Source organism: Micromonospora fulviviridis (assembly GCF_014648395.1).
Lineage (GTDB): Bacteria > Actinomycetota > Actinomycetes > Mycobacteriales > Micromonosporaceae > Micromonospora > Micromonospora fulviviridis.
Genome location: NZ_BMRA01000001.1, coordinates 201,094 through 214,418, shown reverse-complemented (window position 1 = coordinate 214,418; position 13,325 = coordinate 201,094). Strand labels below are relative to the sequence as shown.

General features: G+C 73.5%; 9 protein-coding genes. 4 read left to right on the top strand and 5 right to left on the bottom strand.

Annotated elements, in window-relative coordinates; translation table 11 throughout:
• The first annotated feature begins 2 nt into the window (after positions 1-2).
• Together IEY96_RS00975 and IEY96_RS00970 are read left to right on the top strand one after the other, a co-directional pair.
• Positions 3-986, top strand: a complete 984-nt coding sequence (locus IEY96_RS00975; RefSeq protein WP_189192905.1) for a 4-hydroxy-3-methylbut-2-enyl diphosphate reductase — start codon at positions 3-5, stop codon at positions 984-986.
• Positions 987-1,027: 41 nt separating this feature from the next.
• Complete coding sequence (locus tag IEY96_RS00970) at positions 1,028-1,444, top strand: hypothetical protein (RefSeq protein WP_189192904.1); 417 nt, start codon at positions 1,028-1,030, stop codon at positions 1,442-1,444.
• A 103-nt stretch (positions 1,445-1,547) separates the two neighbouring features.
• On the opposite strand, the gene IEY96_RS00965 is transcribed toward IEY96_RS00970, so the two are convergent.
• Both IEY96_RS00965 and IEY96_RS00960 read right to left on the bottom strand, forming a co-directional pair.
• A complete protein-coding gene (locus IEY96_RS00965; protein ID WP_189192903.1) occupies positions 1,548-4,850 on the bottom strand; it encodes a S8 family serine peptidase in 3,303 nt (1,100 codons plus the stop codon).
• A 147-nt stretch (positions 4,851-4,997) separates the two neighbouring features.
• Positions 4,998-6,176 carry a DNA recombination protein RmuC gene (locus IEY96_RS00960; RefSeq protein ID WP_189192902.1) on the bottom strand — a complete coding sequence of 393 codons (1,179 nt, stop codon included), beginning with the start codon at positions 6,174-6,176 and terminating at the stop codon, positions 4,998-5,000.
• A 55-nt stretch (positions 6,177-6,231) separates the two neighbouring features.
• Between IEY96_RS00960 and IEY96_RS00955 the strand changes: the two genes are divergently transcribed.
• Positions 6,232-7,068: a hypothetical protein gene (locus IEY96_RS00955; protein WP_189192901.1), complete on the top strand. Its 837-nt coding sequence runs from the start codon at positions 6,232-6,234 to the stop codon at positions 7,066-7,068.
• A gap of 60 nt (positions 7,069-7,128) precedes the next feature.
• On the opposite strand, the gene ppc is transcribed toward IEY96_RS00955, so the two are convergent.
• Together ppc and IEY96_RS00945 are read right to left on the bottom strand one after the other, a co-directional pair.
• Positions 7,129-9,915 (bottom strand): phosphoenolpyruvate carboxylase, encoded by a 2,787-nt coding sequence (ppc, locus tag IEY96_RS00950; RefSeq protein WP_189192900.1) that lies wholly within the window; start codon positions 9,913-9,915, stop codon positions 7,129-7,131.
• A 123-nt stretch (positions 9,916-10,038) separates the two neighbouring features.
• Positions 10,039-11,091 carry an ABC-2 transporter permease gene (locus IEY96_RS00945; protein ID WP_189192899.1) on the bottom strand — a complete coding sequence of 351 codons (1,053 nt, stop codon included), beginning with the start codon at positions 11,089-11,091 and terminating at the stop codon, positions 10,039-10,041.
• Between the two features lie 84 nt (positions 11,092-11,175).
• Here IEY96_RS00945 and IEY96_RS00940 point away from each other — a divergent pair, with 84 nt between their 5' ends.
• Positions 11,176-12,216 carry a S66 family peptidase gene (locus IEY96_RS00940; RefSeq protein WP_189192898.1) on the top strand — a complete coding sequence of 347 codons (1,041 nt, stop codon included), beginning with the start codon at positions 11,176-11,178 and terminating at the stop codon, positions 12,214-12,216.
• Positions 12,217-12,275: 59 nt separating this feature from the next.
• Here IEY96_RS00940 and IEY96_RS00935 read toward each other — a convergent pair whose 3' ends face one another.
• On the bottom strand, positions 12,276-13,184 hold the full coding sequence (locus IEY96_RS00935) for a cyclase family protein (RefSeq protein ID WP_189192897.1): 909 nt from the start codon (positions 13,182-13,184) through the stop codon (positions 12,276-12,278).
• Between the last annotated feature and the right edge of the window lie 141 nt (positions 13,185-13,325).

Genomic DNA, 13,325 nt, shown 5'->3' with positions numbered 1-13,325 from the left:
GGGTGACTGAGGCTGAGACTTCCCGGACCGGCAAGCGCGTGCTCCTGGCCAAGCCCCGCGGCTACTGCGCGGGCGTGGACCGGGCGGTGCAGACCGTCGAGGAGGCGCTGAAGCTCTACGGCGCGCCGATCTACGTCCGCAAGCAGATCGTGCACAACAAGCACGTGGTGCGGACGCTGGAGGCCAAGGGCGCGATCTTCGTGGAGGAGAACGAGGAGGTGCCGGAGGGCGCCACCGTCATCTTCTCCGCGCACGGCGTGGCCCCCGAGGTCTACGAGCAGGCCAAGGCACGCTCGCTCAAGGCGATCGACGCGACCTGCCCGCTCGTCACCAAGGTGCACCAGGAGGCCCGGCGGTTCGCCGCCGAGGACTACGACATCCTGCTGATCGGCCACGAGGGGCACGAGGAGGTCATCGGCACCGCCGGTGAGGCGCCCGCGCACATCCAACTGGTGGACGGCCCGGACGGCGTCGACAAGGTCACCGTGCGCGACCCCGACAAGGTCGTCTGGCTCTCCCAGACCACCCTCTCGGTCGACGAGACCCTGGAGACCGTGGCCCGGCTCAAGCAGCGGCTGCCGCTGCTCCAGTCCCCGCCCAGCGACGACATCTGCTACGCCACCTCCAACCGCCAGCACGTGGTGAAGGAGATCGCCCCGGACTGCGACGTGGTGATCGTGGTCGGCTCGCGGAACTCCTCCAACTCGGTCCGCCTGGTCGAGGTGGCGCTGGACGCCGGCGCCCGCGCCGGATACCTGGTCGACTTCGCCCACGAGATCGACGACGCCTGGCTGGCGGAGGCCCGCACCGTGGGGCTGACCTCGGGCGCCAGCGTGCCGGACGAGTTGGTCCAGGAGGTGCTCGCCCACCTGGCCGAGCGCGGCTTCGCCGACGTCGAGGAGATCACCACCGCCAACGAGCGGCTGACCTTCTCGCTGCCGCAGGAGCTCAAGCGGGACCTGAAGGCCGCGGCGACCCGCGGCTGACCGGCCGGAACGAAACGACCGCCCGCGACGTCCAACCGCTCATGAAGACTCCTCGGACAGCGCTCGTCGCCCTGCTCGCCGGCGCGGCGCTGGCCGCCTGCGCCGGCCCGGGCACCGAGCCCGCCGGCCCCACCCCGACGGGAGCCTCACCGGTGACCAGCCAGCCCGACCCCGGCCCCAGCACCGGCCCGAGCATCGGCCCGAGCCGCCCGGATCCCACCTGGAAGGGCGGCCCGTCGAAGCCGCCCGGCCCCGGCGCCACCACGCTCACCGGCACGATCCGCGCCGGCGTCGAGCCGAACTGCCTGCTGATCGACGACCACCTGCTGATCGGCGGCCCGCGCGACGTGCTCACGCCCGGCGCCCGGGTGGAGGTCACCGGCCGCTCGGAGCCCGGCATGGTGACCACCTGCCAGCAGGGCACCCCGTTCGTCGTCGAATCCGCCCGCCGCGCCTGAGCGCGCCCGGGAAAGCCGCGCCTGAGCGCACCCGGGAAACCGGGCCGGGAAACGGCGAAGCCCCGCCCCTCATCGAGGGGCGGGGCTCCTGGAACTCAGCGGGTCAGTTGACCGCACCGACCTCCACCGAACCGCGGCCGACGACCGCGCCTTCGGTGGTGGTGACGGCCAGGTCACCGTAGAGCTCCCGGCCGGCGGCCGGGGTGGCCTGGGCGGTCACCGTGCCGGTCAGGGTGGCGGTGGCGCCGTTTGCCAGGGCCAGCGGGGTGCTGGGGGCGGAGAGCGAACCCAGCGCCGGGGCGGCGAACGAGTCGCGGTAGTCGTACGCGGTGGTCGGGTCGCTCACCGCGTAGCCGTCGACGACCACCCGGTAGGTGCCGGCGGCCGGGTTGGACAGCGTGACCGCCTCCTCCGAGTCACCGTCGGCCGACTGGCCCACCCGGGTCGCGCCGAGGAAGACCGACAGGTCCAGGTCGGCGCTCAGGTCGGACGGGTTGCCGATCCGGGCGGTGAACGAGGTGGCCCCCGCCGGGACGTCCACCGTGTACTCCTGGCGAGCGCCCTGGGCGATGCTCGGCCGCTCGGCGTGCACGCTGGCCAGCGGGCCGCCGACGCCGGTCACCTGGACCGGGCCGAACACGTTGGTCAGGCCCCAGCTCACCTCGGTCGGGGTGCCGGCGGTCACCGACGGCAGCTCGACCACGGCCGGCTCGACCTTGACGCCCTGCACCCGCGCCTGCAGCTGGAACGGGTTGTCCAGCGTCGGCGAGGTACGCCGGGCCTCGACCTCGATCTCCCAGACGCCCGGCAGCGGGTTCTGGTAGTCCCGCTCCTGCGGCTTGCAGGCGGCGGCGTCGGAGAAGTTGGTGTAGCAGCCGGTGCTCGCGGTGCTCTCGACCGGCACGCCGTACGGGTTGAAGGCGATGAACCGGGTCTGCGAGCCGGTGGCGATACCGGAGAGGTTGACCTGGAGCGCGCCCGCGCCCTCCGGAACCGTCACGAAGTACGAGGTGAAGCTGTTCCGCTCGACCGAGCCCTCGGCGGAGAACGCGTAGGCCGGGGCGGAGACCGCGGTCGGGGCGACCACGACAGTGGCGACCTCGAAGTCGACCACCGAGGTGGCCGGGTCGTCGACGGTCATGATCGCGCCGTGCGCGCCGGCGGTCAGCGGCTTGGCCTTCACCGCGACGGTGACGGTCTTGTTGAGCGGCAGCCACACGACCGCCGGGGCCGAGAAGGTGCCGTCGTTGCCGCGGAAGGCGACGGTGTGCTTGAGGCCCTTGTTCGGGCCGCTGGTGCGGGTCAGCTTGACCTCGTAGTAGCGGCTCTCCTTGACCTTCTGCCCGCCCTCGCCGGCCGCGCAGCGGTTGTAGATGCCGGTGCCCACGTTCGGGGTCGGCTCGAAGCCGCCGGTGGCCGGGTCGTACCTGGTCAGGTTGGCCGACAGCTCGGTGCAGACCGGCGCCGTGGAGGTGTAGGTCCGGGTCTGCACGCCCGCCGCGAGGAGGTTCCACGCGCCCGGCACGTTGAACATGCCGTAGCCCTGCGCGTACGTCGGGACGCCCGCGATCGGCTTGGCGGAGGTGTAGATGGCCCGGCGCAGCGCGGCCGGGGTGACGCCCTTGTCGGTGGCCTTGGCCGCCGAGAGCAGCAGCGCGGCGGCGCCGGTGGCCTGCGGCGAGGCCATCGAGGTGCCGTTCAGCATCTGGTAGCCCGGGGGCAGCGGGTAGCCGGCCTCGGGGACCGGGTTGCCGGGCTGCCAGGTCGGCGCGGTGGAGATGGCCGAGCCGGGGGCGGAGATGTTGGGCTTGAAGCCGCCGTCCTCACGCGGGCCGCGCGAGGAGAAGTTGAACAGCGAGTTCTCCTTGCGGACCACGGAGCCGTAGTTGGCCAGCCAGGTGTCCTTGCTGACGTTCGCGGCCACGCTGACCACGTTGCCGGCCACCGAGGGGTCGCCGACGGTGTTCAGGCCCGGGCCGGAGTTGCCGGCCGAGATGAACATCTGCACGCCGTACGTGCTGATCAGGCTGTTGTAGAGCTCGGAGCGGGCGTTCGAGCCGTCGTTCAGCGCCGGCAGGCCGCCGATCGACATGTTGACCACGTCGACCTTGCGGTTGACGACGAGGTCCACCATGCCGGTGGTGAGCGCCGCCGCGGTGCAGCCGCCGCCCCAGGAGCAGGCCCGGGCGGAGACCAGCTTGGCGCCCGGGGCGGCGCCGTCGAAGGCGCTGTTGCCCAGCATGTCGTTGGCGGCGGTGATGCCGGCGACGTGGGTGCCGTGGGTGCTCTCGATGATGCCGATGTTGACGAAGTCGTAGTACGGGCCGGCCTGGCCGTCGGCGGGCGCGATGTCCACGTTCTTGCGGTACTCGACCACGAACGGGATCTGCTCGCGCACCGCGGTGGCCGGGTTGTCCGTGCCGAAGTGGCCGACCTGGAACTTCTCCTTGTACGGCCGCATCGGCTCGTCGTCGGTGAAGTCGTTGTTCTGGTTGGCGTCGACGCGGATGTCGCCGTTGGCCGGGTTGTAGAGGATGCCCCAGAAGTCGGTGATGTCACCGTCGCGGTTGACGTCGCCCCGCGCGTCGCTGCCCGCGGTGATGTTCTCCCGGAAGACGTTGAACTTGTAGGAGCCGGCCGGCGCGGTCCAGGTGCCCAGCGAGTTGCTGAACGAGGGGCCGGCCACGTCGGTGGCCATCGCGCGCCAGGAGGCGTCCTCGAGCGGGTCGGTCGCGGTGACCCAGTCGACGATCTTGCGCTCGCCGGTGGTGGTCTTCTGCAGCGCCGGCTGGTCCAGGTCCACCCCGGAGTCCATGATGCCGATGGTGACGCCGCGGCCGTCCCACTCCGGGTGCGCGGCCTTGAAGGCCTCCGCGCCGGTCTCGTTCGTCGGCATGTACGGGTTGACCGCGCCGGTGTCGGCGCCCGGGCCGGCCAGGGTCTCGCCCTGCGCGGCGGTCTTCGCTCCGGCCGGGGCGGCTTCGGGGGCCGGGTCGGGGAGCTTGATGGTCTCGTCGAGGTCGACGGCGGAGACGCCGGGGAGCGTCGCGGCCTTGAGGACCTTTGCGGTGGGGACCTTGGCCAGCAGGTAGCCGACCTGGTCGTAGCGCTGGCTCACGGAGGCGCCCAGGCTGGCCAGCCCGTCGGCGACCTTCTTGGCCGAGCCCTTCTTGGCGGCGATGATCAGGGTGACGGTCGGAGCGTGCTTCGCCTCCGCCTCGTCGAGCAGCTTGGCGTCGTGGGCGCCCAGCGTCTCGGCGGCGGTCGGCTGCGAGACGTCGGGGGCGGCGGCGGGGGCTGCGCTCGCGGTCGCGGCGCCACCCCCGACGGTCATGGCGCCGGCCGCCAGGACCGAGGCGAAGAGCGCGGCGGAGGTACGCCGGCTCCGGTTGCGGGGTTGACTCACGTTCTCTTCCTCCAGAGAACAGGGCCCTACAGAAACAGGGCACACGTGACCGTGATCCTTCGGTCTGGCCCTGTCGGTGTCACTACTCCGAAGTAGGTTGTGACCACTCCGTGACCCGGATCGACCGTCATCGTCACCCTGCGCGCGTCAACCGTCGATGCCCGCCGGTCGTTCGGCCGATGTGGACAGACCCTCCACCAGCTCCGGGGCCTGCGGCTGGCGGGGCGCCAGCTCGACCTGCGGCGGCGCGGCCAGCTCCTGGTCGGAGACGCCCAGCTCGGCCAGCTTGCGGGCGCTGACCAGCACCCGCGCCTCCAGCGAGCCGACCGCCCGGTTGTAGGCGGTCACCGCCCCGCCCAGCGCGCCGCCGAGCTTGCCGACGTGGTCGCCGAGGGTGGACAGCCGCCCGTAGAGCTCGCGGGCCAGCGAGTGGACGGTGGCCGCGTTGCGGGCCAGCGCCTCCTGCCGCCAGGAGTAGGCCACGGTGCGCAGCAGCGCCACCAGGGTGGCCGGCGTGGCCAGCACGACGTTGCGGGCGAAGGCGTGCTCCAGCAGCGACGGGTCGCGCTGCAGCGCCACGTCGAGGAACGGGTCGGCCGGCACGAACAGCACCACGAAGTCCGGTGTCTGGTCGAACGCCGCCCAGTAGCTCTTGGCGGCCAGCCCGTCGACGTGGGCCCGCAGGTGCCGCGCGTGCGCGTCGAGGTGGGTGTCCCGCCCCCGCTCGTCGCGCGCCTCCATGGCGGTCAGGTAGGCGTCGAAGGGCGCCTTGGCGTCGACCACCACCGTCCGGCCGCCGTGCAGCCGGACCACCAGGTCGGGGCGGACCCCCTGGTGGTCGGTGGCCGCGGTGACCTGCTCGTTGAAGTCGCAGTGCTCCAGCATGCCGGCCGCCTCGACGATCCGGCGCAGCTGGTGCTCGCCCCACCGGCCGCGTACCTGCGGGGCACGCAGCGCCGCGACGAGCTGCTTGGTCTCGGTGCGCAGCTCGCCGGAGACCGCGCTCATGGACCGCACCTGCTCGCGCAGCTCGGCGTAGGCGTCGACCCGGTCGCGCTCCAGCTCGGCGACCCGCTGCTCGTAGCGGCGGAGGGTGTCGTGCAGCGGGGCCACGGCCCGGGCCACCGCCTCCTGGGACTGCGCGGTCGCCTCGTAGCTGAGCGCCCGCATGGACTGCTCCAGCCGCCCCTCGCCCTCCCGGGTGGCGGCCAGCGTCGCCTCCAGCCGGGCGATCTCGGTCGCCGAGCGGGACCGGGCGGCCAGCCAGCCCACCGCGCCGCCCGCGGCGAGGCAGAGCACCACCACGGCCAGCGTCGAGAAGCTCATGCCGAAGAGCTTGCCAAACGGGTACGACGTGCGCCCGCTGGGTACGTTCGAGGTCATGGAGGTTGCCCTGTGGGTGGTCCTGATCCTGATGCTCGGAGGTGCGCTCGTGTTCTGGCGGTGGCGGAGCAGGTCCCGGCGGGCCACCGAGCTGTCCGACGCGCGCGCTGAGGCGCAGCGCTGGTACGAGCGGCTCGGTGGGCAGTTGATGAACCTGCACGGGGACGCCCCGGCCGTCCGCCAGGCGCTGGCTGACGCGGGCGAGCGGTACAACGCGGCCGGTTCCCAGCTGGAGCAGGCACGCACCCCGCACCAGTTCGCGCTGGCCCGGGAGACCGCGCTGGAGGGGCTGGCGTACATCCGGGCGGCGCGGACCGCCATGGGTATCGACCCGGGCCCGGAGCTGCCGCCGCTGGCCGCCGCCCGCGGTGCGGGGATGCTCACCAAGGAGCGCGAGGTCAACGTGCAGGGGCAGACCTACCGCGCCGGCCCCCAGCCGGGAAACCAGACTCCGTACTACTACCCGGGCGGAAACTGGCAGGGGCGGCCCGTGCCGGCCGGCTGGTACTCGACGCCGTGGTGGAAGACCGCGCTCGGCACCGGGGCCGGCGTGCTCGGCGGCATCCTGATCGCCGACGCGCTCTTCTCGCCCGCCTTCGCCGACCCCGGCTACGGCTACGACGCCGGCTACCAGGAGGGCTTCAACGACGGCCAGGACCAGGGCGGCGACGTCGGCGACCAGGGCGGCGACGTCGGGGACCAGGGCCAGGACTTCGGCGACCAGGGGCAGGACTTCGCCGGCCAGGGCGACTACGCCGCCGGCCAGGGCGACTTCGGCGGCGGAGATTTCGGCGGCGACTTCGGTGGGGGGGACTTCGGCGGGGGCGACTGGTAGCCCGCCGCGCGGATGACGAAGGCCCCGGTCGGCGACCGGGGCCTTCCTCGTCGACCGGGGTCAGCCGGTGTTGCGCATGCCGGCGGCGATGCCGTTGACCGTGGTCAACAGCGCCCGCTCCAGCGCCGTACCGTCGTTCGGGGCGCGGCGGCCGCCCGGCGCGGTGGCCACCGCGCGGCCCGCGGCACCCGAGTCCCGGTACTGGCGCAGCAGGGCCACCTGGAGGTGGTGCAGCGGCTCCAGGTAGGTGTCCCGCACGGCCAGGGTGCGCTGGAGCACGGGCGAGTTGTCCAGCAGGGCCGGCGAGGCGCTGACCGCCAGCACCTCCTGCCTGGTCAGCTCGTACTCCTGCTCGATCTTCTCGAAGATCGGGTGCAGCTTCTTCGGGACCAGGGTCTCCACGTAGCGCCGGGCGATGCTCAGGTCGGTCTTGGTCAGCATCATCTCGACGTTCGACAGGAACGTGCGGAAGAAGTGCCAGTTCCGGTTCATCTCGGCGAGCACGTCCGCCAGCCCGGCCGCCCGCGCGGCGGCCAGCCCGGAGCCCACGCCGAACCAGCCGGGCACGATCTGCCGGGTCTGCGTCCAGCCGAACACCCACGGGATGGCCCGCAGGCCGGCCAGCCCGGCGCCGGTGTTCGGCCGCTTCGCCGGCCGGGAGCCGATGTTCAGCGCGCCGAGCAGCTCGGTCGGGGTGGAGGCCCAGAAGTAGGCCGGCAGGTCCGGGTCCTCGACGAGGGACCGGTAGCGCCGGAAGGCCGACTCGGAGACCACGTCCATGGTCGCGTCCCAGCGCTCCAGCATCTCGGCCGGCTGCCGGGGCGCGGTGTGCAGCAGCGTCGCCTGGAGCACCGCGGCCACGGTCAGCTCCAGGTTCTCCCGGGCCAGCGCGGGCAGCGTGTACTTGTCGGAGATGACCTCGCCCTGCTCGGTCACCTTGATCGCGCCGTCGAGCGTGCCGTACGGCTGGGCCAGGATGGCGTCGTGGGTGGGGCCGCCGCCCCGGCCGACCGTGCCGCCCCGGCCGTGGAAGAGCCGCAGGTGTACGCCGTGCCGGGCGGCCACGTCGCGCAGCGCCCGCTGGGCCCGGTGGATGGACCACTGGCTGGTGGTGATGCCCGCCTCCTTGTTGGAGTCGGAGTAGCCCAGCATCACCTCCTGCACGTCGCCCCGGGCCGCGACCAGGGCCCGGTAGGCCGGCAGCGACAGCAGTTCGTCCAGCAGCTCACCGCCGGCGTTCAGCTCGGCCGGGGTCTCCAGCAGCGGCACGATGCCGATCCGCGCCCGGCCGCTGTGCACGTCGACCAGGCCGGCCTCGCGGGCCAGCACCACGGCGGCGAGCACGTCGTCCACGCCGAGGGTCATGGAGATGATGTACGACTCGATCACCTCGGCGCCGAACCGGTCCTGCGCCTCGCGGATCGCCCCGAACACGTCGAACGTCTTCTGCGCCGACTCGGTGAGCGGGCTGTCCTGGGTGGAGAGCGGCCGGCGGCCGGCCAGCTCGTCGGCGAGCAGCTTGGTGCGCTCCAGCCGGGTCAACGACGGGTAGTCGGACACCTCGCCGACCGCCGCGTAGAGCTGGGCGAGCACCTCGTGGTGCTTCTCGGCGTGCTCCCGGATGTCCATGGTCGCCAGGTGCAGCCCGAACGCGGAGACCGTACGGATGGTCGAGGCGAGCCGGCCCACGGCGGTGAGCTGCCCGGAGTTGCGGGCCAGCGAGGCGCGCAGCAGCTCCAGGTCGGCGATCAGCTCGGCGGAGCCGCGGTAGTCCCGCCCCGGCACGTGCGGGGTGCCGGCGCGCAGCCGCTCCCGGGTGTTGGCCAGCTTGGCCTTCACGCAGCGCGCCTTGAGCCGGTAGGGCTCCTCGGCGTTGACCCGCCGGAACCGGGGCGCCACCTCGGGCAGCGCGTCCAGGTCGGTGGCGAGGCTGGCGGAGAGGTCGAGGGAGACCGCGCGCAGCCGGCGGGAGACGCTGACCTCGTTGATCAGCTCGTCCATCGCCTTCTCGGTGGCCTCGATGCCGTGCTCGTGCTGGATGCGCAGCACCTCGCGGGTGACCGCCGGGGTGACGAACGGGTTGCCGTCCCGGTCGCCGCCGATCCAGGTGCCGAACGTCAGCGGGCGGGCGGTCGGCGAGGTCTCCACGCCGAGGGTGCGCAGCGTGTCGGCGAGGTCGTCGAGGACCTGCGGGGCGGCCTCGGCGTGCAGGTCGCGCAGGTAGTAGATGGCGTTGCGGGCCTCGTCGGTCGGGTCCGGCCGGTCCAGCCGCAGCTCGTCGGTCTGCCACATCAGGTCGAGCAGCTCGGCCAGGCGCCGGTTGGCCGGCCCCTCGTCGCTGGCGCCGTAGAGGATGGCGTTGGTGGTCTCGGCGTCCAGCTCGTCGGCGACCGCGCGCAGCTTGGACAGGATGGACCGGCGGGCCGCCTCGGTGGGGTGGGCGGTGAAGACGGGGCGTACCGCGAGCCGGCGGGCCGCGGCCGCGATCTCCTCGGCCGGCACCCCGCGCTCGGCGATCATCTTGGCGGCCTGGTCGAGCCAGCCACCGTGGATGGCCCGCCGCCGGCGCAGGTCGCGGGCGCGGTGCACCTGCTCGGTGATGTTGGCCAGGTGGAAGTAGGTGGAGAAGGCCCGGGCCAGCTTGGTGCCGGTGGTGACGTCGAGCCCGCCGAGGCGCTGGGCGGCGGCCGGCGGGTCGGAGCGGACCTGGGCGCGGATCTCCTCGACGAGGTCGAGAAGCGGCCGGCCCTCCTGGCGGGCGAGGGTCTGCCCGAGCAGCGTGCCGAGGCGGCGGATGTCGGCCCGGAGAGCGGCGTCGGGCCCGTCGTGGTCGTGCTGGTCGGTCACGGTGCGCTCCTTACGCGAGTACGAAGGACAGCGCTGTCCGACTCCCTGGATGGTATCCGCGCGGGCCCCGGCGGCAGGAGGGGGACCGCGTGATGATCTGCACTCTGGGATGGGCCGGCGGGCTCAGCCATGGGCGGCCGGCGTGCCGGGGGTGTCGGGGCGGGCGCGGGCCCGGGCGGCTCGGCGGTGCGCCCGGAAGACCGTCGCGGTGACCAGACCGAGGATCCCGAGCACGGCCCAGAGGGTGAGCCCGGACAGCGCCCAGCCCGTCGAGCGGCGGTCGAAGTAGACCGCCGACTTGATCAGGTCGGTGGCCAGGCCGGGCACGTTCCACCGGTGCATCCCGCGCATCCAGGCCGGCAGGAACTCCGGGGCGTAGATGCCGCCCGAGCCGGGGTTGCCGAGCACCACCAGCAGCAGGATCACGATGCCGGTGCCGAGGAGCCCGAGCCACGCCTGCACGGCGCTGGCCACCATGGCGGCGGCGAAGACCGCCAGCGCGCCGACCGCCGCGACCGCCGGGATGTCGTGGTGCCAGACGTCGAGCAGCGGGCCGACGACGGTGGCGCCGACGATCCCGAGCACGACCGAGTAGACCGCCAGGGCGGCGACCCGCAGCCCGGCCCGGGGCAGGCTGACGGGGGCGGTGCCGGTCCGCAGGCCCAGTGCCGTGGAGGCCAGGTAGCCGCCCAGCACGTAGCCGACCGCCAGGTAGAAGGGGACCAGCCCGCGCGGGTCGGACGACTCGACCGGCACCTCGTCGGTGACCTGGATGGGCAGGTTGGCCTGCTGGGCGGCCTGCCCGAGCACCTGGGTCACCACCTCGGCGGCGGCCGGCGCCGAGGCGCTCGCGGTGGTCAGGCGCAACCCGTTGTCCGGGCCGGAGGTGAGCACCCCGTACACCTCGCGGGTGGTGAGGCCGTCGTCGGCGGCGCCCGGGTCGTCGTACTCGATGGGGTCGATCTTGTCGGTGCGCTGGCGCACGGCGGCCATGACGGCCTGGGCGCGCTGGTCGCCGAGGACCACCCCGACCGGCACGTCGCGCGGGTTGGGCTGGTGCAGCGCGCCGACGTAGGCGGCGATGAACGCGGTGGCCAGGGCGAGCGTGCCGAGCAGCAGCGCCGCCGTGCGGGGTAGCCAGTCGCGTACCGGGAGGTTCCGCTGCGCCTCGTCCACGCGCTCAGCCTATTGCCCGCATATGCCCGACCCGGGTGGTTTCTGCCGGCGGAATTCGCTGGCCCGGCCCGATAGCTTCGGATCATGGCGCTGCCCAGCTACCCCCAGAAGCCGAGGCCGGGCGACCGGGTCGCGGTCGTCTCGCCCTCCGCCGGCCTGCCGGCCCTCTTCCCGCACGTGTACGAGCTTGGCCTGCGCCGGCTCCGCGAGGAGTTCGGGCTGGAGCCGGTGGAGTATCCGACCACCCGGCAGGCCGGAGCCGACCCGCGGGACCGGGCGCGCGACCTGACCGCCGCCTTCGCCGACCCGAGCGTCACCGCGGTGCTCGCCACGGTCGGCGGGGACGACGTCATCACGGTCACCCCGTTCCTGGACGACGCGGTGCTGCGGGCCAACCCGAAGCCCTACTACGGCTACTCGGACAACACCAACGTCCTCAACCACCTCTACCGGCTGGGGATCGTGGCCTATCACGGCGGGTCGGTGCTCGTGCACCTCGGCCGGTCCGGCGCACCGCACCCGCTCACCTTCGAATCGCTGCGGGCCGCACTGTTCACCTCCGGCTGGTACGACCTGACCCCGGCGCCGGAGTGGGGCGACGAGCCGCGCGACTGGCGGGACCCGGAGACCCTCGGCGACGAGCCGGTGATGTTCCCCGGCGCGGGCTGGCGCTGGCACGGGCCGGTCCGGGTGGTCCAGGGCCGCACCTGGGGCGGCTGCCTGGAGATCATCCACTGGCTGATGGCCACCGACCGGGTGCCCTCGGCGGCCGAGCTGGCCGGGTCCGTGCTCGTCTTCGAGACCTCCAACGAGCTGCCCGGCTCGCAGGAGGTCTTCCGGATCGTGCGGAACCTGGGCGAGCGCGGGCTGCTCGCCGGCTTCCCGGCCATCGTGGTCGGCCGGCCCAAGGCGTGGGACTTCGAGAAGCCGCACACCCTGGACGAGCGGCTGGCCTGGGGCGAGGCGCAGCGGGAGGCCATCCTCCGGGCCCTCGCGCCGTACGCCGACGACCCCGTGGTGGTCTTCGACGTCGACCTCGGCCACACCGACCCGCAGCTGATCATCCCGTACGGCGGGGAGATCCGGGTCGACGCGGTCGAGCGGCGGATCTCGGTCCGCTACTGATGACCAACTCCTGGCCTTGCCCGCACGGTCGACCAGGGACCGGGGCGGTCCGGGCGGCGTCAGTCGACGGCGGCGAAGGCCCGGACCGGGAAGGTGCCCATGCCGGCCACCCGCGGCGGGGCGGCCGTGAACCGGAACCCCTCCGGGGGCAGGGCGGCCAGGTTGGTCAGGTGCTCGACGATCGGCACCCCGGCGGCGAGCAGGGCGCTGTGGGCCGGGCGCTCGCCGGCCGCCGCCGGGGTCATGTCGTCGATGTTGATCGAGTCGATCCCGACCAGCGCCGCCCCCGCCTCGACCAGCCAGTCCGCGCCGTCGGCGGTCAGGTAGGGCGCGTCGGGGCCGGCGTACCGGTCGGTGCCGAAGTGGGCGTCCCAGCCCGTGTGCAGCAGCACCGCCCGGCCGGCCACGTCGTACGGGGCCAGCATGAGGCGGTCCACCGCCCGGGTGCCGGCCGGCACCCGGACCACGAGCCCGGGCAGGTCGGCGAGGCGGTCCAGCGGGACGCCGGTCAGGTCCGGGCCGTCCGCCCAGCGGTGCGCCGGCGCGTCCACGTAGGTGCCGGTGTTGGCGATCATGTCGATCCGCGCCACGTGGAACTCGACGCCCGGCGCGTACCGCTCCCGGGACGCCTCGCGGGTCAGCCAGTCGGTGACCCGGGGCGGCTGCCAGCCGGGCAGGGTGACCATGCCGTCGGTGATCACGTGGCTCAGTTCGACGAGCCGCCGCCCGCCGGCCGCCGGGGCGGCCACACCGCGACCGCCCTTGTGCGGCTCCTCCACGACGGTCCGGTTGGTGATCCGCACCTCGCCGACCATCAGCAGCCCGAGGTGCCGGACGAGGAGCGCGGCAAGTTGGTCGTCGGTGATCTCCGGGCCGGGGACGTCCAGCCGGAATCCGTCGGTGCGCAGCCCGCCGCCGTTCGCGAAGATCACCTCGGCGTCGAAGACCGCCCGGTACTCACCCGTCATGCGCCTCACCGCATCATGCCGTCCCGGACCCCGTCAAGATCGATTTCAGAGCGCCCGGCTGCGGCCCGGAATGTCCGGGCCGCGGGATAGTCTCGAACGGTGCCACCCCCCGTCCGCACCGGACGCGGGGTCGTCGCCGTG